The organism is Bacillus sp. ISL-78, assembly GCF_018613455.1.
Classification (GTDB): Bacteria; Bacillota; Bacilli; order Bacillales; family DSM-1321; genus Peribacillus; species Peribacillus frigoritolerans.
In genome coordinates this window covers 84807-106574 of record NZ_JAGGQC010000017.1, presented here as the reverse complement: position 1 = coordinate 106574, position 21768 = coordinate 84807, and the positions used below count along the sequence as shown (strand labels likewise).

The following is a 21768-nucleotide window of genomic DNA, read 5'->3' as shown; positions in this document are numbered from 1 at the left end:
GTGAAATATCAACAAGGACCATTGTACGTTCATTGTAATTCGTTGAGGAGCTGATGGTAGTAAAGAGACAGTATAAATAGAATTGCATTACCCGTCAATAGAATATACGCTGTGCAATATACATATAACGATTGTGAATATGGCCTCATTAAAACCAATGATGAAACGGGGATAGGACTGTAAACATTGTTTTTTTGAATGAAAGATATCTACTAGGGTACCCATGAGCAGTGGTTTACTGCTTACAAAACGGTAAATTGACAGTTTTAAAGGATGGTGACAATAGTGGCACTTCAAACAAATGAATTGAAACATGGTCTCAAGACCAGGCATGTCACAATGATTTCTATAGGCGGGGTAATTGGGGCAGGGCTATTTATCGGAAGCGGAACCATAATTGATTCAGCAGGTCCTGGTGCGATTTTATCATATATAATCGCAGGATTGATGATCGTACTTATAATGCGTATGTTGGGTGAAATGGCTGTTGTAAATCCTGATAGCGGATCCTTCTCTACATATGCACATCAAGCATTCGGTCCTTGGGCCGGGTACACGATTGGCTGGTTATACTGGTTCAACTGGGTTATCATCATTGCTATTGAAACTACGTTATTGGGAACTATGATTCATGATTGGTTTCCTGGTATACCTATGTGGGCTGCCAGTCTGTCTTTCCCTATATTAATGACGATTACGAATATCTATTCAGTCAAAGCTTATGGAGAATTTGAATACTGGTTAGCTTTCATGAAAGTGGCTGCCATTGTAATATTCCTCTTCCTTGGTGCCGCCATGATTTTTGGATTGGTTCCGGGATTTGATTCACCAGGCCTTTCAAACATAACTGGAGCGGAAGGATTTTTACCAAAAGGTTTTCTGCCTGTCCTTCTTAGTGTGATATTCATTACTTTCTCTTTATCGGGAAGTGAGGTAGCTGCCATTGCTGCAGGAGAGTCTGAAAACCCTGAAAAAAACATTATTAGAGCCATAAACAGTGTCGTATGGCGTCTGCTTCTTTTCTTTGTTGGTTCAGTGACCGTGTTGGTTCTCGTAATCCCCCAAGGTGCTGAAGATTTACTGAAAACCCCCTATGCCAGCGTATTTGACATGGCAGGCCTGCCGGCAGCGGGTCAAATCATGAATATCGTAATCTTCACTTCATTGCTTTCTGTTTTGAATTCAGGCCTATATACTAGCTCTCGTATGTTATATTCTTTATCAAAAAAAGGTGATGCACCGAAAATCCTTTCCCGAGTGAATAAGCGGGGAATCCCGATTTGGGCGTTAATGGCAAGTGTTTTCTTTGCTTATGTGTTCACGACATTTAAATTTGTTTCCCCTGATAAATTGTTTGCTTTTCTCGCAAACAGCTCGGGAGGTGTCACGATGATCATGTATATCTTTATCGCCTTCTCCCATCTTTATTTACGGAAAAAGACGGAAAAAGAAAATCCCGGGACACTCAAAGTGAAAATGTGGCTATTCCCTTATTTAACCTATGCGACCATTGCCGTCTTATTTATTATATTCGTTGCTCAGGCGTTTATAGATTCCATGAGATTGCAATTCTTTCTTACAACCCTTCTCACGATTCTAGTTATTGGGTCATACTTCCTGTTTTATCATAAGAAAAACGTAATTGCTGCTGAACAAGAAGGAAAATTAAAAAATATCCACGTTAAGGAAGGGTAAAGGATACAGTATTTGTTTCAATTACAGAAAGAAAAGATTGACTATTCAAACAAAAGGCTGCTCTTAGTGGGCAGCTTTTTTTCTGGTTCCAAAAATGATTGCATTCATTTTATAGGGGCTGTTAATGTATGATCGTAACAATGACTGCCACCCCCTCTGATCAATTATGATGCTCATTCATTTGCAACTTTGAAATCCTTTGCTAGAATATAATCTATAGAAAAGATTAGGAGTGGTGACTGTGGCTGAAACTCCAGCTGAAGATTTGATTCATTATATTGCACCAAAAGGAGAGTATATCCCTTTTTCAGATGATACGGACTATATCGCTAAAGGATTGGAATGGAAATTATTCACTGCCCGTTCGGTTAAAAAAGAACTATTATACAAAAGCGGCAGTTTTCAAGCAAAAGTCAAATTGGCAGGTTATGAACAATATGGCAACGGACTTGACACTGTAGTCGTTCAATTTGAAAATGGTAAGCTTAGCTGCATTAACCCTTCCTATTTAAAGGAAATGCAAAGCTCCAGTTTCGGAAAAGAATTGTTGAGTGGACCGGTATCCGAAACATCCGCAGATTCAAATGATACTGATCAGGTGATGGAAGCACCAATTACGGAAAACCCCGGACAGCCAAGTGAAGAACCAAAAAAAGCAAAAACCAAAACTAAAAAGACGACAGCAAAACCTAAGTTGGACTTACCTGGGGAAAAAGTGCATTTCACCGCGACCGTCAAGGAGTTCACGGCAAAAATGAACCATTTCACTGGTGAAGAAGATGAAGTCATACTCTTGGAGAATGTCAAAGTGACAACGGAGCCTGTATTGACTATCGGCGATGCTTGGTGTGGATATAGCAAGACATTAAAAAAAGCTGAGCTCGAAGAAGGAGACGCAATCGAATTTGATGGAAAAGTGGTCGACAAAAAATACAATAAAGAAATACGCTATAAAATAAATAATCCATCAAAGTTAGTGAAAAAGGAAGGATAAACGCTTGAAGTTATATGGAGTAAGCCGCCGCTTACTCCTTTTTTTTATTGCAGTATTCATGCTTCTAAAGAAATGAATGCTTTCATTGTGAACGTATTAGAATAGAAGCGTCAACTCCTGGAATATATTCGTTTGTTGGAGCTACAGCTAAGAAACATTCTCCATTCGTATAGGATGGGGTTTTCGTTTTGTGGTTTCATATTTTCCAGTGTTGGGGATAATACATTATGATCATGCATTTATAAAAAGATTAGGGGGGATTTTTTATATGAAAGAATTATTTCAGTTATTGAAACAAGGTAATAAGTCGGCTTTCATTGCAGCCTGTGTGAATAGTATCATCGCTGTCCTAAAAGGGATTGCCTATTTCATGACAGGGAATGTCGCTATGTTTGCTGAAACTTTACATACATTGGGCGATGCTGCGAATCAGTTTTTCGTCTTCATTGGTTCCGCACTAAGTAAAAAGTCACCAACAGATCGATTCCCTGATGGTTTTGGACGTTTGGTTAACCTTGTATTACTAGGGGCAGTATTGGTTGTCGGGATCATGTCCTATGAAACGATTAAAGAAGGGTTCCATCACATTTTGCACCCTGTAGAATCAACTGGTATCCTTATTAACTTGTCCGTCCTTTCGTTAGCGGTTGTGTTGGAATCATATGTATTATTTAAAGCGATGAAAGAAGTGGTCCATGAGACTGGAATCGAGGCTAAAGGAGCAGCAGTCATATTCAAGAGCTTCTCAGGTTTAAAAAGGGCAAAACCAGCGACGAAATTAGTATTCATGGAAGATATGGTAGCGACCGGTGGCGGCGTCCTTGCGATAATTGCCATTTTATTAGCAAACTTCACTCCTTTCATCCAAGCGGAGGGAGTTGCTTCCGTCATGATCGGTCTTGGTATGTTCTATGTGGTTGGAAGGGTCTTTCTTGACAATGCTGCAGGTGCTCTTGGGGAAGCCGATATTGAAATGCGGCAAAAAATTGGAACGATGGTCATGGATGATCCAGACGTAAGGGATATACAGAAACTGGCCGTAATAAAAGAAGGGGAAGACTTTCATGTTGAACTTGAAGTAGAGCTTGATCCCCATATTTCTATCGCACAGGCGGACGATATTAAAGATCGGCTGTTTAATCAGATATTCAAGGAAAGAGGGGTAACGGATGTCATTATAGAATTTGATGAAAATGATGGTATCCCTAAATGGGAAGGTCAGATAAAAAAAGAATTGAATGAAATGAAAAAAGACAGGGAGTAGAAATAATGGCAGCATACTAAGTGTCATGATCATGAAATTTATTTGATTATAAAATCATGACACTAATGATAAGCCTGTTCAATTCATCACTTACTTTCCTTGGGTATGCATTATAAGCTATCATGGACTTAGTTACATAAAGAAGGATTATGGAGGGGGAATAAGGATGCATAAACAAGATATTAAGCTAGTTGCACTTGATATGGATGGTACGCTTCTCAATAAGGCTGGAGAGATATCTGAAGAAAATCGGAGAGCGATAAAAGAAGCTGAAAATCAAGGGGTTTTTGTGGTATTGAGTACAGGAAGATCCTATGCGACATGCAGTGATTTTGCAAAGTCAATGGAGCTTCAATCATATCTCATAACGGTAAACGGAAGCGAAATTTACGATAATCAAGGAAAACTGGTGGAAAGGAATATCGTCGATAGCGATTCCATACAATGGATGTGGGAATTAAGCCAAAAACATGGTACACATTTCTGGGCCATTAGCTGCGATAATATTTACAGAGCTGAAATGCCTGAGAAAATCCATGATTCGCAATGGCTTAAATTCGGATTTGATACAGATGATGAAAGCATCCGCCAAATCATCATGGATGAACTGGTTTCAAAAGGAAACTTTGAAATAAGCAATTCAAGCCCGACGAATATAGAAGTCAATGCCATGGGCGTCAATAAAGCGAAAGCGATAAAGCTCGTATGTTCATTGCTCGGCATTACCATGGAGAATGTTATGGCGGTGGGTGACAGCCTTAATGACCTTGCAATGATTTCTGAAGCAAAAGTGGGTGTGGCAATGGGAAACGCCCAAGAAATTGTGAAAGAAAAAGCAGATTGGATCACAGCGACAAACGAAGAAGATGGGGTAGCTAAGGCCATTCATAAATGGGTGCTTTCAAATTGAATCGAAACTGTATATGGGTATTCCATATACAGTTTTTTTATTGAAATGGCGCTGCATGACAATTAAATTTTAGCTACTGAATTAATTTCTTGAAAATTGCGTCTTTTAGAAGTATGATAATCTTGTAGTGTTATATTTTGGTAATATATTAATAATGGGAGGTTTAAGGATGACTAGTAGTTTGCCTGAACAATGGTGGAATCAATTATCTTTACCAGTAATCTCAGCACCTATGTTTTTAATATCCGGTCCTGAGTTGGTGAAAGAATGCTGTTTGAATGGGGTGATCGGCTCTTTTCCAGCACCGAATGCGCGGCCGATAGAGGTACTGGATCAATGGATGGGTGACATAAACGATACATTGATTGCAGTGAAGGATAAAGAACCAGGCTCAAAGATAGCTCCGTGGGCAATGAATATGGTTGTTCACCGTACATATAGCAGGCTTGAAGAAGAGTTGGAATTGGTCAAAAAGCATCAGCCTCCCATCGTCATTACATCATTAGGTTCACCAAAACATGTGGTGGATGTCGTACATAGCTATGGCGGGTTGGTCTTTTCGGATGTCAGCTCTGTGGATTTTGCAAAAAAAGCTGCGGAGTCAGGTGTGGACGGATTGATCTTGGTTGCTGCAGGAGCAGGCGGTCATGCTGGTGAGATAAATAGCTTTGCTTTCGTGGACAGCGTAAGGACATTCTGGGACGGCATCATTTTGCTTGCCGGATCCATAAGTACTGGTCACAGTATTTTGGCAGCTCAGGCAGCTGGAGCGGATCTTGCATATATGGGTACACGTTTTATCGTGGCGAAAGAGAGCAGGGCAAATGATGAATATCGTGAAATGCTTGTCGATTCTGACCATGATGACATCATCTTGACTGATGCATTTTCAGGCGTTAATTGTAATATGCTTAAGCCGAGCATAAGGAAGGAAGGATTGGACCCAGAACAATTAGCCAAAAAAGAAAAAGTCGATTTTGACAGCATGTCCAAATCGTCTGAATCTAAAGCGTGGCGTGATATTTGGTCAGCGGGTCATGGTGTGGGAGCGATAAAAAAAATAGATACCGCTGCAGGCATCATAAAACAATTAGAAAAAGAGTATCACGAGTCCTTGAAGAAATTGACCGGACAGGCGGAAAAATTAAAGGGAATTATATCGAAATGATATGAAAGCGCTTTATTTAATTATGTTAATATAGCCAATAAAAAGGGTATCCATTATGGGTACCCTTTTTTTGCCATGAAATATCAGAGCTAATTCATAATGAACTTATCAGCTTAAAAAGCAATCTAAATAGGATTTAATGATAAAAGCAGTAAATATAGGATGTATGGCTGTGAAAAAATATTGATAAAAAGATGGATAAATGTTATATTATTTTCATGATAATGACCAAATGAACAATCTAGTCATAAATTATTAGTTGTTTAAAAAGCAATATATATCTAGGTGAAGATAAAGAATTTTAAATATAACTTAATTTTGTATTCTTCCGTTTTCACCGAGATAGATTAAATAAACGGCATATTCGTCGTATAGGAGGGCTTGGTAGGCGTGTTAAAATCTTTAAAGGGTGAATTTTTAGCCATAATAAAACATCCTATGATACTCATTTCCATAATAGGGATCATACTGATTCCTTTATTATATAGCGGCACGTTCCTTTGGGCATTTTGGGATCCATATGGTAAGGTGGACCAATTGCCTGTAGCCATTGTCAATTTGGATGAGGGTGCGGAGTTCAATGAAACGGAACTTACAATAGGAAAAGATTTAGTCAAGGAGTTAAAGGAAAAGAAGGATTTCGATTGGCATTTCGTCAGTCAAAAAGAAGCCAATGAAGGCCTGGAAAATCAAGATTATTACATGAAAATAGAAATTCCGAAAAACTTTTCGAAGAATGCAACTACCTTGCAGGAGGACAATCCGAAAAAACTTGATTTAATTTATACGTCCAATGAAGGGTTCAATTATATATCCACTAAAATAGGTGATGCAGCTTCGGAGAGAATCAAAGGGGAGGTTTCGTCGGCGGTTACGAAAACCTATGCGGAGTCTATGTTCGATAATTTGAACGAAGTGGCTGACGGACTCAAAAGTGCCAGTGATGGGGCTGGAGAATTGAAAGACGGAACAGATACAGTGAAGAACGGCACCAGTGAACTTGGTGAAGGGATTATCTCAGCTAAAGAAGGTTCCAAAAAAGTGGATGAAGGAATTGATTCCCTTCATTCAGGTTCTGTCGAAATCCATGAAAACCTGGAAAAATTAGCTGAAAAATCATTGACCTTTTCGAATGGGGTCGGTTCGGCAGCTGCCGGATCAAAGGAACTTAATCAAGGGTTACAACAGTTCAGCTCTGGTGTTGGGCAAATGAAAGATGGTCAATCCGAGCTTTTGCAAGGAGCCAAGAAATCTGAAGCGGGAACTGGTGAATTGGCCTCTGGATTGCAGCAGTCATTAGAGGGCTTCAATCAAATAGAAGAAAAGCTGCCCGCTTTGACTGAGGGAGCAAATGGTGTTGCGGCTGGTGCCACCCAGCTTTCAGGTTCATTGTCTGAATGGAGTGCAGCATCGAACGAAGCAAAAGCGGGGGCATCTGAAGTTTCGGCAGGTTTGGATGAGGTTATTTCCGGATTGGAACAACAATCTGAAGCTACGGATGATCCTGCAGAGAAAGCGCGTTTGGAGGGAGTGATTTCTTCTCTAACACGCATCAGTGAAGGTAGTAAAGGAGTATCTGAAGGAGTTGGGAAACTATCGGCCAGTGCAACCGAAATTGCTAAAGGCTCTAATAGCCTTAGTGATGGAGCCAATCAGTTAGGTGAAGGCACAAGTTCGTTAAGCGACGGTTTCACGCAATTGAAGCAAGCTCAGGGTAAACTCGCCAATGGGGCGAATGAACTGAAAAATGGCCAAGGTCAACTGGTGTCTGGTTTGACAACATTTGGCGACAGTATCGATTCAGCGCAGAGTGGCCTTGGACAATTAACGGAAGGCAGCAATAACTTGGTGAGCGGGCTTGATCAGCTTGAAGATGGTTCCAAGCAATTATCAAGTGGAACCTCACAGCTTTCCGAAGGTTCGAAAGGTCTGGTTACAGGAACGGATAGATTGAAGGAAGGTTCAAACAGCCTAACTAGTGGTATGGGAGAACTGGCGAATGGAGCCATTAAGTTACAAGATGGAATCGCCAAAATTTCTGATGGATCTGCAGAATTACATGACGAATTGAATGACGGGGCAAATGAAGCAGGCAAGATCAAATCCAATGAAGAAGTGTATGACATGTTTGCAAGCCCAGTTAAAGTGGATAAATTACCAATTAATAATGTACCGAACTATGGCACTAGTTTTGCACCATATTTAATTTCATTGAGTTTATTTATCGGGGCTATCGTTCTGACGATCATTTTCCCGTTAAGAGATCCTGCTGTTAAACCTGCGAGTGGATTTAGCTGGTTTATTAGTAAATACGGCGTCATGGCACTCATCGGAATCTGTCAAGCCATATTGGTGGACTCGATTTTAATTTTAGGTCTTGGAATCGATGTTACGAGCCTGCCGCTGTTTTTTGCAGTAAGCATTCTTGCTAGCTGCACATTCATGGCAATCATCCAGTTCCTGGGTTCAGCCTTTGACAATCCAGGCCGGTTCATAGCATTATTGATTTTGATTCTCCAACTGACCAGCAGTGGCGGAACATTCCCAAATGAATTAGTACCTGGTTTCTTGCAAGGATTCACACCGTTCCTACCGATGACTTATTCCATTAATGCTTTTCGTGCTGTCATCTCAACAGGAGATTATAGCTTCATGTGGCATAATCTTGCCATATTGGCGATATTCCTCGTTACGGCATTAACCTTATCACTTCTTTACTTTATTTATCGGTATAAGAAAATGAAAGGTACATTGAATGAAAATCAGGAAGAAGCAACTGTACAATGATCAAAAAAACAGCGACCCAGATGGGTCGCTGTTTTTTTGATAAATATCAGGTAATAAGTGAAATGCAGGAAAATAAAAGTTTCCCTAAAATAACCCCATCTTTAGATTTTCATACAGGCAATGGTTTGTTTGTGACAAAACATTGGTGCAGCATGAACCATGAAGTAAGTATTAAACACCTATACCCTTGTCTTTTGGGATGCAGGTGCATATTTCTTCATCGGATTTTTTGCAATGACTTCCTTTAAATAAGGATGGCCGGAAGGACCTGGTTTTCTCATAAGCTCCATTAGGTAAGAAATATCGTCCATGGCCCTGTGTGTTTGAAAATTGGTGATATTATGTGCCTGCAGTAATGTTAAGAGTTTACTATTCTCAAATCCATATTGCTTCCAAGGTACATTCCGCATCGTACAGTACCACTTTTGATCATTGATTTCCGGATACATTTGGTAGAGAAAACTTCTATCGAACGAAGCATTATGTGCAAAAATCGAATCGGTACGGTCAATGAAGGTTTTAATTTTTTCATCATGAAAACTCTTTCCTTCTACGGAGCTGTATGGAATTCCATGAATTCTGTATGCTTGATCATAATTCCTTCTTGCACCATAGGAGAGAGGCTCCCTTAAAAATGATTCTTGATCAATAAGATTAATGATTTCCCCTGTTTCACTGCTGTATGTAAAGAGTATAAGGGCAAGCTCGATAATTTCATCTGAAGAGGGACGTAAACCAGTTGTTTCTACGTCGAGTACCAAACCTAATCTATTAGTCAATTTTTTTTCCTCCAGTTGGGTTACATTCTTCTATTATAACTGACATGGAAGAGCTATTGAAAGTGTAATGATCGTTTTAAAGGATTTGAAAAGGTAAAAATGAACTAACGACACTAAAAAAAGATAGAGATTCCTTTTTTAAAGCAATCTCTATCTTTTTTATCCATATGTTCATACGCAGTGCAAAATGTTATCCAATTCATGTTCGGCAATTTGTACGAATTCTTCGTTTTTTTGAAGACTGAAAATGTTTTTGGATTGCTTAATATAGTGCAGTCCTTCTTCAGGTTGTTGCAGATGAACCAGATTCTTACCAGTTAAAAGATGGAGTTCAGCATATAAATATAGTGATTCTATCGAATTACAAATGTTGATCCCTTTAAGGGTATAATTTAATGATTCCTGATAATAATGGAGTTCAGTCAATGTTTGTGCTAATCCATGAATGATCTTCACGATAATGGTACCTTCCTGATTCACATGGGGAATATTCTCGATAAATTCAAGTGCTTCATGGAAGATGGTGATGGCTTCTTCATAATTTTTCGTTTTAAAATGGATGATTCCGATACTATTTAAAACTTCTATTTCCTGTTGATGAAGAATGACCCTTTTACCCATGGTAATCTGCATGGCCTCATTCAATAATTTTATAGCCTTTTGTTTGTCCTTGTACAAATAAAAAAAAGAGATGCCTTCATGCCATTTTAAGAATTGATAAAATGATATCGATTTTTCCGGAGCAGTTGCCATTTCTTTTTGGACGATTTCATAAATTGCTTCATAATTACGTGTCCGTTTGTATTTGTTAATCAAAAGTTTAATGGTTTCTATGTAATTATAAATCGGTTCATTTTTGGTAGTGAAGAAATACGGAAGGTCAACTTTAAGTTTATCCGCAAAAAGTGCCAATTCATCAATGGTTGGAGAAGTGATGCTTCTTTCATAATCTGACAGGGCATTAGGTTCACATATATCCTTAGCCAGTTCTTCTCTTGTAAGATTTTGTTTTATTCGTAATTCGTTGATAACAGAACCAACCTCTATTTTCATTACAATTGCTCCTTTGTACCTATGTCTAGAATTCTATTTTAACATAATTTAATTTTTATCAGTAAGATAATTGAAAGATAGTATGATATAACTACTATACGTGTTTTCCTTGGGTATCAACCAACTAAAAAATAATTAAGAAGAAGCGATTAAACTTAAAATGAAGTCTTTTCTATATAAAGTGAGAAAGGGATATAATTACAGCTTATAGCAATCATTTGACTTGGAGTATAAGAATAAATAAAAAGAGGCGGCAATCTGCCGCCTCTAAAGCTTTTAATTTCCAATGAATTGTTGAGTCCAATAGTGGGCGTATTTCCCTCCGGTTACATGCCCGATTCCAATGTGCGTATAGTTCTTGTTAAGGATATTGGCCTTATGTCCAGGGCTGTTCATCCATGATTTCATGACTGCATCCGCACTAGGTTGACCTGCAGCGATATTTTCCCCTGCGTACTCGTATCTGATCCCAAAGGATTTCATCATTTCGAAAGGCGATCCATAACTGGGGCTTGTATGATTGAAATAATTATTATCACGCATATCTTCAGATTTTAGAATGGCTACGTTGGAAATGGCTGTATCCATTTTAAGTGAAGGGAGGCCTGATTTTGCCCGTTCTTCATTAACTAAACTAAGTATCTGCCGTTCAACTGATTGACTTTCTTTGCGATTAACCGTCGTATTGGATGATTCGGGAAGATTTATGATTTGTCCGATTCGAATTTGATTTGCATCGTTGATAGCAGAGTTCGATTTAAGTAATTCGTCAATGCTGACATCATATTCAGAAGCGATTTTCGTTAAGGTATCTCCTTCTGCCACCTCGTAAGTATTGGCTCCGAGTGCAACTTTCGGAGATAGAAGTGATAGTGACAGTGCTGATAAAAGGATGATCTTTTTCATTTTAATTCCTCCTAGTAGAATATCTGGATTGGAAGTATAGTATCCTATAAAAATAGTTTTGTGTAAAATTAGCTCATTCTCATTCTTTATAGGACTAGGAAAAAGGGATAGTATGAGAATATACATAATACGGGTCCATGTAACTTGGCAGATGATATGGCAAATCCAAATCATAGGTCTATTTGATAAATTGGAATGATGAATTTCTGGAAAAAAAGAATCAATTTACGTTTCCAGTCCTTGTTTGTCAGGGTAAATAATAAGTACATCTAAACGATATAGTTATATGGAACTAAAAAGGAAGAAACTAATCAATTATCCCAAGGGTGGAGCTTGTATGGATTTAAAGGCAGGGAAAGTGTTTTGGAAGGATACATTTGAAGCGAGAAAATATCCCATGTTGGAGGAAGACCTTTCATGTGATGTTTGTATAGTAGGGAGCGGCTCTTCAGGGGCACACTGTGCCTATTTTTTGGCAGAGACTGGTCTGAATGTCGTCCTGATCGATAAAAGGGATATAAGTGAAGGAAGTACGGTTGCGAATACTGGACTTTTACAGTTTTCAAATGATAAAACATTAACTTCCCTCATTCATAGTTTTGGAGAAGAAGCTGGGACACGGCATGTTCAGCTTTGTTTGGACGCCATTCGGACACTTGAGAAAGAGATTGTTCCAAGTTTAAAGGAAAATCCGGATTTTAAAATAAGAAAAAGCTTGTACTATGCATCCAATCCCAAGGATGTTCCTAAGCTTAAAGAAGAATATAGGAATCTTAAAACCCGCAATTTTCCTGTTGAATATTATACTGAAAAAGAGATTAACAGGAAATTTTCGTTTCCGAAAGCAGGAGCGCTGGTTACAGATAATGATGCTGAAATCAATCCTTATAAACATGCACATTTATTGATTGAAAAGGCAGTTTCGAAAGGCGTACGTGTCTATGCAAAAACAAAAATCAATGGAAAGATACTAAAAGAGAATCAAACCCAGTTATTTACCGAAACGGGTCACACGGTACATGCACAGACGGTCATCTTCGCAACTGGTTATGAAGCCCAAGAAGAAGTGAAAGATAAAAATGCAGTGATTCTCAGTTCATATGCCATAGCAACAAATCAAATAGCCGATCAAGCTAAATGGCATGATAATATGATGATTTGGGAAACGGCACGGCCTTATTTATATGCAAGAAAAACTCCTGACAATCGAATTATCATTGGTGGCCTTGATGAATCGACCGGTTATCTGGAGAAAAGAGATTCAATGATTTTGAACAAAAGAGATAAATTAATAAAGCAGCTTGTCAATCTGTTTCCAGAATTAAAGAATCGGATTTGGGCTGATTATTATTGGGGAGCTTTTTTTTGTGAGACCCATGATGGTTTACCGACAATAGGAATGTATCCTGACTATTCTAATTGCTACTTCTTATTGGGTTATGGCGGGAATGTAACGGTTTACAGTGTCATCCTTTCCCAAATCATCAGGGATTTGATTACAAAGGGAGGACAGGAGGACTCGGCATTGTACGTTAAGGAAAGGCATTTTTCAAAAAGTATTGTCCATTAAGACAGGTATCTCTTCATCATGAATAGAATTAAGTAGACAGCTGAATATACGGAGGGATTCTTCGATGTGGTTTAAGGAATTGGAAACAGAAAGGCTACATTTAATCGAAATAGGTCACCATCATGCCGAGAGTCTGTTTGAAATCCTCTCTAAAGATGAAGTGACCAAATATGATGGGATGGAAAGTTTAACTCTAGTAGAAGATGCCCGCCGCTTAATCGACTCGTTTAAAAGTGCTTATATAAACAAGCGAGGGATGCGGTGGGGAGTCATTCTAAAGGATTCAGGCAAATTCATCGGTACTGTTGGCCTGCATCAATTGAGCCTAGCCAACAAACGCGCCGAAATAGGATATGAAATCCATCCTGAATATTGGAGGAAACACTTTACGTCTGAAGCTGTCAATGAAGTACTGCGCTATTGTTTTGAAGAATTGAGACTAAATAGAATCGCCGCTTTAACTTTCAAGGATAATATTGCATCCAGAAACCTTCTGAAGAAATTTGGATTCAAAGAGGAAGGCAACCTCAGAAGTTACCTATTCCTTCGTGATCAGTCGCATGATGCCCTGGTATTTTCCTTGTTGAATACGGAGTATTGCCAGTTAAGGCAACAAAGTGTTCTGGAATCTTATAGATTTTAGTTTGGTATAGAAATTTAAGCAGCTTCTAAGACCTTAGTTCGGTATTGTATCGGACTCAGGTCTTTTAATTTTACCTTCATTCGTTTGTGGTTATAGTATTGAAAATAATCATCTGATTCCTTTTCAAAGTGCTCCATACTTTCAACTATATTGCAGCTAAGAATAAAGCAGCAGAGGCCAAGTTGGCGGTAATCAATTTAAGGGAAGAAGAAGCAGAAGCATACGGGAATATGAAACACTGGGAAATGCATTTGAGAGCACGAAAGAAGAGATCAATGCTTTGAAGTATCGCGTGAGGATAAGTATACAAGATGGATCAAGTAGGAGAGGAAGCTGATTGGCAGCTGCAAGCAAACTAAAAAAAACAAATTTTAAACGAAGCAGAGTTATATAGTTATCGTGATACTTTGAAAGAAGTTAAATTCCTTCCATGATCTTCCACAATTGCGCCATATTGAGGAAGATCATTATTGAACTTACGCTTTACTTCAAGTACATTATTTCACAAAGTTAATATTCATAAATGATAATGGAATGCGCAGTATTCTTGTACTGCGCAGCTGGAAAGTTGTTCTTCTTAAAGATAAGCGCCCTACAGATCATAAAGAGAAAGTGGGTTAATCCTTTACATCTTCCTTGCATATTTCACTAACTAGCTGCCATAACGCGTTGTTATCTTTATTTTTCGGTCCAAACCTATTACAATTTTCATATTGAGGCTTTGAATTCCTTTATTTTTTGCATTAAACCCTAATAAATTTTTCAGAGGTAACTAATTATTATGTCGTTTGTTAACTTCAATCGTAATGAACTCCGGCAAATAGCTGGGAGTACATCCTTTTGCTACTATTTCATCTTTGTAAAGACCCGTTTTCTCACCAAGTTTAATACAACGTGCACGATTCTTTTCATCATAAACGCCTATCCAGCCTGCGGTGAAATTCATAGCCCATTGAACTTCCGGTTCTTCCTGCGTAATATTAGCTTCTAATGCAGATAGCAAGTCTGCGGTGTTATCAGGCGGTGTTTGTCCAGTCCATCTCAATCGCCCTTGATAATACCAGAAAGCTCGCCTTTGAAGAGCAGAAGGACTATTTTCCCATGACTCCATCAATGCAATTTTCTTCTTGTCTTTGGTGAGCTGATTAGCCATTAACCAATCCATTAAGTTATTTCGCTCATCATAAGAGTGAGTCTGCATATCCTTATCAAGCTTATTTAGCACGTCTTGTGAAAGAAGTTTTTTGTCCATAATTAAGATTGCCAATAGTCTGGGCAAAAACTCTTCGGTTGACCAAAGTTCCATAGCTAGTTCGTGATCTTTTTTAATGTCCTTCGCGATTTTTCGTAAGTCGCCTAGCTTTGTTTTACTATTGATCTGAAGTAGAATGTTTTCTGCTTTTGACGAGCGTTTTATTTCAGTATCTTTTTTTTCATCCATTTTATACAACTCCTTTATTAAAGCGCTGTTTCATACTATGTCCTTGACGGGTATATCAGCCATCCACCGAGGATAAGTAATAGGGATGGTTGTTAATACAAATTGAGAAATGTTAAAAATTGTTATTCCCCAAAAAAAGAATGCAAATCCCGAGGAGGCACCACAATAACCATAATACTGAAGAAAATCCCAATTAGTATCGACATAAATGGCCCTCCCGCCAAAGCTATTGCCTTCTGGCGTTTATCTAAATTTCCATTCTATATATCCGGCGTAGGACCAATATGTACCTGTAAATGAAGCCTTCCAACTTCAAGTTTTCTTTATTTCCTTCATTTCTGCTTCCTAGAACATGTGACTTTGAAATGAAATACACCAATACCGTGTCCAATTTCATGCATTAATACACTTATCGGGATAGTTATGACTAAAACAGTCAAAATATTAACATGATTAACTCTTTCACTACCAATATCTTCCATAAGTTAAAGTATACACCAAATTTGAATTATTTGTTTTGTCCTTCATACCTCAATTGACATATTGACCCGACTATCAGTTACTTTTTCTTTACATTGTATAAGTTATCCTTTCCTCACCTTCTCAATAAGAAGAGAGAAGATGATTTTTAAACATTTGACTCTGGATAACTTCAATATGGAGACTAAACAGTCCATAGTTCAAGTGGGAATTTTCACAATCTATAATAGGTTATTGTTCCACAATCTGGCCCGTTTGTGGAATACTGTTTTTCGATAAATAAAACCTTTTTACACAACATCCAAAGGATTAAAACGGTGCAACTTTTATAAAATGTACGACTTTGTTTCAATACCACACCTAACGGTCCTTTTTGAATATATTGTTAAATCTTTTTTCCATGTTTGAAAGGTTAGAATTTTTTTCTCAGAATTAGGTTCCTCGGTTTCAAATAAGGCTTCCAAGTTTTGAAGAGTGGTATGTTTGCTGTTTTTATTATACACTTTATCAAATTATCTTTATGCTGGTTTTTGAGATTGCAGGTGAGGGAATGCACTTGAAACCATTTGCTGATTTTATAATTGTTCATAATGTTTTACCTGTTCCCGCAATAGCCGTAACTCATCATGTTTCATTTTAAACTCGGCACTGTCATCTTTTCTTCGGTTGAGTTCCTCATTCAAATTTTTAGCCTCATTATAAAGCTCTAAGTAAACTGTTTCAATGAAGTAAAGCTCGTTGATTATATTGTTCTTACCATTTTATTTCAAAGATTTGTTCAATATTTGGAAAGTAAACATCATCACTTTCAGATATTCCGATAGACCTTGAAACAGGTTTGTTTAATTCTATCGTTTCAGGAATGCGTCTGCTCCACGTATTTCTGCCGATTCCGGTTTCCTTTTCTAAGAAAAGATAAGTTAGTTTTTGTCCTTTGAATTTGTTTTTTATCTCTAGCGCCATTTCTTTGAGCTGCTCGTCACTATAGTTGGAAGGTCTGCCCTTACCACCCCGTCCATTTTGTGATTTAGTCATATCTGTCCTCCTCCATCAATTATGAATCAACCATTGCTTTTTGATTCTTGTATTTGATCAGCTTCATTATTAATTTTGTCAGCCAGTTGGCTAAGCTTACAAAGTGTTCAGGAATCATAAAGTTTTTAGTTTGGTATAGAAGATTGCAGCTGGCCTAAAGTGCCATTTTTTTATTTGCAGATGATTTTATATCAGTACAGGACAATATACATATTTTTCATGTTAAAATGGTATGCGAATTCATTAATCGGTCCGGATACATGAAAAGGAGCAAAATCATTGTGAAGATATTATTTCCGTTGCTTGCGGTCCTGGGCGGAATCACCATTGCCATACAAGGACAAATCAATGGTGGGTTAGGAAAAAAAGTGGGGGTCATTGAAGCTTCCTTCATTTCGTTTGGAATCGGGACACTCGCTTTGTTATTTATTGTTTTGTTTGCGGGAAATGGAAATATTTCCGCAATCGGTTCCGTACCCAGATGGCAATTAATAGGAGGGATTTTAGGGGCTATTTATGTCATAGTGATCGTACTGGTCGTCCCTCAGATTGGAGTGGCACCGGCAATGGTCGGGGTTATAGCAGGCCAGATAATTATTGGGGCAGTCATTGATCATTTCGGTCTATTTGGAGGCGTACGCATCCCATTGGATGGGAAAAAAGTGGCAGGAATTTGTTTGCTTTTCGTGTCATTATATTTGTTTAATCATAAATGAAGAAGTTGCACTTTTGTTTGAAACGACGGGTACATATGGGGGAATATTTCTATTCCCCTATAGTTAATGCCTATTATTTGGAGATTGATTATAGCGAACTATATATTTTAACGAAGTAATGCATTATCCTGCTAAAATATATTATTTGAAAGGGGATAGTTTGCTAGGGAAGTTGTCTCAGTAATCAACTTGATATGAATTATTAGAATATTTAGAAATGAATAGTTGAGGGAACCTAAATGAATACTGATTTGAGGTGTTTGTAAAAACTCCTGGAAGTCGGAAGTCCTTTTAGGTGATCATTTCTATTTACCTAGTATCTAGATCGAATTGATTAGCAATTAATTACTATATTGTGAAAAAGTACTCACCGGTTTATTGATTTTTTGATTTATTCGTAATATACTTAAAATTCAACATCTTTAATTCGAGGTATAGTATCCTTGGCGAGGTAAAAAAAGGTGATTTTTTACCTAGTAAACTGCATTAATTGCTTTTTTTAGGTAGAAATTAAGATTTATGCAAACGGTTCGCTAATTGTTTTAGGTGAATTTCTGCAATGAATGCTTCTACTTTTCCTCGCAATCATTATATGTACTATACGGAAGATTAATAGGTGTTAGAAGGATAATCTCTTAAATGGGAATATTCTAAGAAAGATTAAAGATGAGGGGGAATATTTTTTGAAAAAGTCTAAATTTTCAGTGCTAGCTCTTCTTATGGCCATCATGCTTATGCTTGCGGCATGCAACGGCGGTTCGAAGGAAACTTCGAATGAAAAAGAAGGCGGCTCGGGTGACTCATCCGGATCAAAAGTATTAAACGTAAACAATTCGAGTGAACCTGGTTCGCTTCACCCTGCAAATGCACAAGGTACTCATGAATCATGGATCCTTGAACATACGTTTGAGGGATTAACAAAGAAAACGGAAGAAGGCAAAATCGTCCCTGGTTCTGCAGAATCATGGGAAATCAGTGAAGATGGATTAACTTGGACTTTCAAATTGAAAGATGGTTTGAAATGGTCAAATGGAGATCCACTTACAGCCAATGATTTCGAATACGCTTGGAAATATGCTTTGAAACCGGAAACGGCTGCAGATTATGCTTACCAACTTTATTATCTTAAAGGCGGGGAAGCATACAACAGTAAGAAAGGGAAAGAAGAGGATGTAGGGGTTAAAGCGACAGACGAACATACATTAGTCGTTACTTTGGAACAGCCTACACCATATTTCCTTGACTTGACTTCTTTCTATACTTTCTATCCAATCGATAAAAAGGTACAGGAAGAAAATCCAAAATGGGCTTTGGATGCAAAAACTCACGTTTCAAACGGGCCGTTCAAATTAACGGAATGGAAACATAAAGAAAGCCTGAAAATCGAAAAGAATGAAAATTACTACGATAAAGATAAAATCAAATTGGATGCAGTTAACTTTGCTCTAATTGAAGATGAGAATACAGCATGGCAAATGTATCAGAGTGGCGAATTGGATCTCGCTTATCCACTGCCAGTAGATATTCAAGGTCAAATGGTCAATTCTGATGATAAAGAATTCAAAATGGGCAAAGAACTTGCCGTTTACTATTACAACTTTAATACAGAAGTGAAACCTTTCAATAATGCCAAAGTGAGGAAAGCGCTTTCAATGGCTATCGAGCGTCAAAAAATCACCGAAAATGTTGCTCAAGGCGGACAAAAGCCTGCTTTCGGCGTAGTCCCTCCGGGTATTCCTGATGCATCTGGAGATTTCCAGGAAAATACAGGTAACCTATTTAAGGAAGACGTTGCTGAAGCTAAGAAATTGTTAAAAGAAGGACTTGCTGAAGAAGGCATGAAAGAATTACCTGAGTTTTCAATTTTGTATAACACTTTAGATTCACACAAGAAAATTGCTGAAGCGGTTCAAGGAATGTGGCGTGATAACCTGGGTGTTGAAGTGACACTTGAAAATGCAGAATTCCAAGTTAAGCTTGACCGTGAAAAAGCTGGTGACTTTGAAATTTCCCGTGCAGGATGGGTTGGTGACTATGTCGACCCGATGACATTCATGCTTTGGGAAACGGACGGCGCCTATAATGATGCAGGTTGGTCAAACAAAGAATATGATAATTTATTAAAAGAAGCAAAATCTACAATGGATCCAAAAGAACGCATGGATGCTTTGCATAAAGCAGAGAAAGTCATGATTGACGAAATGCCTATCCTTCCGGTTTACTTCTATACAAAACCATATATGGTTAAATCGAATGTTACTGGAGTTTTTGCTCCAATTAACGCTTATCCGAACTTTATTTACGCGGATAAAAAATAATAGAAGGATAATAGAGAAATGGGAGGTATGTCCGATTAAGGACATACCCCATTTTTCAATTGCGAATTTGAATATTTCATGAATTCATTTCCGTTTTCAACTTCTTAGAAAATCGATGATTGGGGTGATTACCATGTTGAGATATACATTAAACCGTTTTAAATGGGCGATTATTACTTTATGGGCTGTTATTACATTAACGTTCATCATAATGCATACGATTCCGGGAAATCCATTTGCAAAAGAAGGGGCCATGCCTCCTGCTGTTTATGAAAACCTTCAAGTCCACTATGGATTGGACAAGCCGTTGTTGACCCAATATGGGAATTATTTATTGGAAGTCGTTCAATTTGATTTTGGTCCTTCTTTGAAATCTTCATCCATTTCCGTGAATGATTACATTATGAAGGGGTTTCCGGTGTCATTGCACTTAGGGGCACAAGCTTTGGTGATTGCCATCTTCTTTGGCCTCATTTTGGGTGTCGTGGCATCACTGAAAAGAAATAAATGGCCCGACTATTTATCAATGATCATTGCCATCGTAGGGATTTCCGTTCCTAACTTTATCCTGGCGACTATTTTAATCAATTATTTTGCAATTAAATGGAATATATTCCCTGTTGCTACATGGGCGACATGGCAGCATACCATTTTACCATCCATTGCCCTTTCCATGATGCCGCTTGCATTCATCGCTAGACTGATGCGGACAAGCATGCTTGAAGTAATGGGGCAGGATTACATTTTGACAGCAAAAGCCAAAGGATTGAAACGGAGCGGTGTCATAATCAAACATGCGATTCGGAATGCGTTATTGCCGATTATCACGGTTCTGGGCATCCTTACGGCTAATATCGTGACAGGAAGCTTCATCATTGAACGTATTTTTGGTATTCCGGGCATGGGAGATATGTTCGTAAAGGGAATATCCAACAGGGACTACCCGGTGATTCTTGGTTCCACAATTGTGTATAGTGCGGTGCTTATTCTATTGATATTCATCGTTGATATAGCCTATACGTTGATTGATCCTAGAATTAAAGTGACGGGGGAGAAGAAATAATGGCAGATAAAGTGCATTTAACCGAAGATATGTTCCAACCCGCCGAAGGCAACTTTAAGGAAGCTGAGAAAATAGCAAGACCTACAGTTTCATATTGGTCTGACGTCTGGCGTCGATTTAAAGAAAATAAGCTGGCCATGACTGGATTTGTTCTTATAATCCTCTTGGTCTTGATGGCGATTTTTGGTCCGTACATTAACGGATATACTTATTATGGACAAGATTTCGAGAAAAAAAATCTTAGCCCAAATAGCGAGCATTGGTTTGGAACGGATTCATCAGGAAGGGATCTATTTACGCGAGCTTGGTACGGTGCAAGGATATCCTTGTTCATTGGATTGATGGCAGCGCTGATCGACTTTTTAATTGGTGTCCTTTATGGCGGGATTTCTGCCATTCGCGGTGGACGCACGGATAATATCATGATGCGTTTCGCTGAGGTGATCTATGCGATTCCATACCTATTGATGGTTATCTTAATGATGGTCGTATTAAAACCTGGTATTCTGCCGATCATCATTGCGATGTCGATTACGGGGTGGATTCCGATGGCGCGACTGGTACGGGGCCAGGTTTTACAACTGAAAGAGAATGAATATATCCATGCTGCAACAATCTCTGGAGCCAATACAAGCTGGACTTTAAGAAAACACATGATTCCAAATACAATGGGACCAATCCTTGTCAATTTAACGTTGACTGTACCTACAGCCATTTTTGCCGAAGCGACACTTAGCTTTTTGGGACTGGGAGTGCCGGCACCTCAGGCAAGCTGGGGAACTCTGACAAGTGATGCACTGGGAAGTATTCTGGTAGGGAATTTCTATCAACTTTTAATCCCGGCAATATTGATTTCATTAACGATGTTCGCTTTCAATGTGGCTGGTGACGGATTGCAGGATGCCTTAGATCCAAAACTACGGAAATAAATGAGCCCTAACATAAC

The 21768-nt window shown here is 38.4% G+C and carries 17 protein-coding genes and 1 pseudogene; 12 read left to right on the top strand and 6 right to left on the bottom strand.

The features are described from left to right. Positions 1-276: 276 nt before the first annotated feature. The 6 genes from J7I96_RS17345 (at position 277) to J7I96_RS17320 (ending at position 8818) form a co-directional block, all read left to right on the top strand. Positions 277-1695: an amino acid permease gene (locus J7I96_RS17345; protein ID WP_156404363.1), complete on the top strand. Its 1419-nt coding sequence runs from the start codon at positions 277-279 to the stop codon at positions 1693-1695. A 241-nt stretch (positions 1696-1936) separates the two neighbouring features. Further along, positions 1937-2689 (top strand): hypothetical protein, encoded by a 753-nt coding sequence (locus tag J7I96_RS17340; RefSeq protein WP_214772787.1) that lies wholly within the window; start codon positions 1937-1939, stop codon positions 2687-2689. 268 nt (positions 2690-2957) lie between these two features. Then, on the top strand, positions 2958-3953 hold the full coding sequence (locus J7I96_RS17335) for a cation diffusion facilitator family transporter (protein ID WP_214772788.1): 996 nt from the start codon (positions 2958-2960) through the stop codon (positions 3951-3953). 166 nt (positions 3954-4119) lie between these two features. Beyond that, positions 4120-4863 carry a Cof-type HAD-IIB family hydrolase gene (locus J7I96_RS17330; RefSeq protein WP_214772789.1) on the top strand — a complete coding sequence of 248 codons (744 nt, stop codon included), beginning with the start codon at positions 4120-4122 and terminating at the stop codon, positions 4861-4863. Positions 4864-5032: 169 nt separating this feature from the next. Further along, positions 5033-6031 (top strand): NAD(P)H-dependent flavin oxidoreductase, encoded by a 999-nt coding sequence (locus tag J7I96_RS17325; RefSeq protein WP_214772790.1) that lies wholly within the window; start codon positions 5033-5035, stop codon positions 6029-6031. A 390-nt stretch (positions 6032-6421) separates the two neighbouring features. Further along, positions 6422-8818 carry a YhgE/Pip domain-containing protein gene (locus J7I96_RS17320; protein WP_311315190.1) on the top strand — a complete coding sequence of 799 codons (2397 nt, stop codon included), beginning with the start codon at positions 6422-6424 and terminating at the stop codon, positions 8816-8818. Between the two features lie 179 nt (positions 8819-8997). On the opposite strand, the gene J7I96_RS17315 is transcribed toward J7I96_RS17320, so the two are convergent. The 3 genes from J7I96_RS17315 to J7I96_RS17305 form a co-directional block, all read right to left on the bottom strand. Then, a complete protein-coding gene (locus tag J7I96_RS17315; protein WP_214772791.1) occupies positions 8998-9597 on the bottom strand; it encodes an exonuclease domain-containing protein in 600 nt (199 codons plus the stop codon). Between the two features lie 171 nt (positions 9598-9768). Next, positions 9769-10650 (bottom strand): helix-turn-helix domain-containing protein, encoded by an 882-nt coding sequence (locus J7I96_RS17310; RefSeq protein WP_214923047.1) that lies wholly within the window; start codon positions 10648-10650, stop codon positions 9769-9771. 276 nt (positions 10651-10926) lie between these two features. Next, positions 10927-11556: a CAP domain-containing protein gene (locus J7I96_RS17305; RefSeq protein WP_214772793.1), complete on the bottom strand. Its 630-nt coding sequence runs from the start codon at positions 11554-11556 to the stop codon at positions 10927-10929. Between the two features lie 337 nt (positions 11557-11893). On the opposite strand from J7I96_RS17305, the gene J7I96_RS17300 reads away from it, so the two are divergent. Both J7I96_RS17300 and J7I96_RS17295 read left to right on the top strand, forming a co-directional pair. Next, a complete protein-coding gene (locus tag J7I96_RS17300; RefSeq protein WP_214923045.1) occupies positions 11894-13126 on the top strand; it encodes an NAD(P)/FAD-dependent oxidoreductase in 1233 nt (410 codons plus the stop codon). A gap of 64 nt (positions 13127-13190) precedes the next feature. Then, the gene (locus tag J7I96_RS17295) at positions 13191-13769 is read left to right on the top strand and encodes a GNAT family N-acetyltransferase (RefSeq protein WP_214772795.1); all 579 of its coding nucleotides are present in this window, start codon (positions 13191-13193) and stop codon (positions 13767-13769) included. A 14-nt stretch (positions 13770-13783) separates the two neighbouring features. Here the strand turns inward: J7I96_RS17295 and J7I96_RS17290 are convergent. The 3 genes and pseudogenes from J7I96_RS17290 to J7I96_RS17280 all read right to left on the bottom strand — a co-directional run. Further along, positions 13784-13909 (bottom strand): annotated as a pseudogene (locus J7I96_RS17290) (IS3 family transposase); the annotation flags it as partial. A gap of 632 nt (positions 13910-14541) precedes the next feature. Beyond that, positions 14542-15210 carry a DNA alkylation repair protein gene (locus tag J7I96_RS17285; protein WP_214772796.1) on the bottom strand — a complete coding sequence of 223 codons (669 nt, stop codon included), beginning with the start codon at positions 15208-15210 and terminating at the stop codon, positions 14542-14544. Between the two features lie 1233 nt (positions 15211-16443). Beyond that, positions 16444-16725 carry a hypothetical protein gene (locus tag J7I96_RS17280; RefSeq protein ID WP_214772797.1) on the bottom strand — a complete coding sequence of 94 codons (282 nt, stop codon included), beginning with the start codon at positions 16723-16725 and terminating at the stop codon, positions 16444-16446. 281 nt (positions 16726-17006) lie between these two features. Here J7I96_RS17280 and J7I96_RS17275 point away from each other — a divergent pair, with 281 nt between their 5' ends. The 4 genes from J7I96_RS17275 to J7I96_RS17260 all read left to right on the top strand — a co-directional run bounded on the left by J7I96_RS17275 (position 17007) and on the right by J7I96_RS17260 (position 21751). Next, positions 17007-17441, top strand: coding sequence for a DMT family transporter (locus J7I96_RS17275; RefSeq protein WP_214772798.1), 435 nt, complete (start codon positions 17007-17009; stop codon positions 17439-17441). A gap of 683 nt (positions 17442-18124) precedes the next feature. Then, positions 18125-19759, top strand: coding sequence for a peptide ABC transporter substrate-binding protein (locus J7I96_RS17270; protein WP_251025310.1), 1635 nt, complete (start codon positions 18125-18127; stop codon positions 19757-19759). A 133-nt stretch (positions 19760-19892) separates the two neighbouring features. Further along, complete coding sequence (locus J7I96_RS17265; RefSeq protein ID WP_214772871.1) at positions 19893-20822, top strand: ABC transporter permease; 930 nt, start codon at positions 19893-19895, stop codon at positions 20820-20822. After that, entirely contained in the window at positions 20822-21751 is a 930-nt protein-coding gene (locus tag J7I96_RS17260) for an ABC transporter permease (protein WP_053535169.1), read from the top strand. The genes J7I96_RS17265 and J7I96_RS17260 overlap by 1 nt, the downstream gene beginning before the upstream one ends. Positions 21752-21768 lie beyond the last annotated feature (17 nt).

Bases quoted from the DNA above. Each gene is read 5' to 3' on its own strand.
- J7I96_RS17265 (WP_214772871.1), top strand. From the start codon at position 19,893: ATGTTGAGATATACATTAAACCGTTTTAAATGGGCGATTATTACTTTA.
- J7I96_RS17305 (WP_214772793.1), bottom strand. From the start codon at position 11,556: ATGAAAAAGATCATCCTTTTATCAGCACTGTCACTATCACTTCTATCT.
- J7I96_RS17260 (WP_053535169.1), top strand. From the start codon at position 20,822: ATGGCAGATAAAGTGCATTTAACCGAAGATATGTTCCAACCCGCCGAA.
- J7I96_RS17325 (WP_214772790.1), top strand. From the start codon at position 5,033: ATGACTAGTAGTTTGCCTGAACAATGGTGGAATCAATTATCTTTACCA.
- J7I96_RS17280 (WP_214772797.1), bottom strand. From the start codon at position 16,725: ATGACTAAATCACAAAATGGACGGGGTGGTAAGGGCAGACCTTCCAAC.
- J7I96_RS17300 (WP_214923045.1), top strand. From the start codon at position 11,894: ATGGATTTAAAGGCAGGGAAAGTGTTTTGGAAGGATACATTTGAAGCG.
- J7I96_RS17285 (WP_214772796.1), bottom strand. From the start codon at position 15,210: ATGGATGAAAAAAAAGATACTGAAATAAAACGCTCGTCAAAAGCAGAA.
- J7I96_RS17310 (WP_214923047.1), bottom strand. From the start codon at position 10,650: ATGAAAATAGAGGTTGGTTCTGTTATCAACGAATTACGAATAAAACAA.
- J7I96_RS17330 (WP_214772789.1), top strand. From the start codon at position 4,120: ATGCATAAACAAGATATTAAGCTAGTTGCACTTGATATGGATGGTACG.
- J7I96_RS17295 (WP_214772795.1), top strand. From the start codon at position 13,191: ATGTGGTTTAAGGAATTGGAAACAGAAAGGCTACATTTAATCGAAATA.
- J7I96_RS17335 (WP_214772788.1), top strand. From the start codon at position 2,958: ATGAAAGAATTATTTCAGTTATTGAAACAAGGTAATAAGTCGGCTTTC.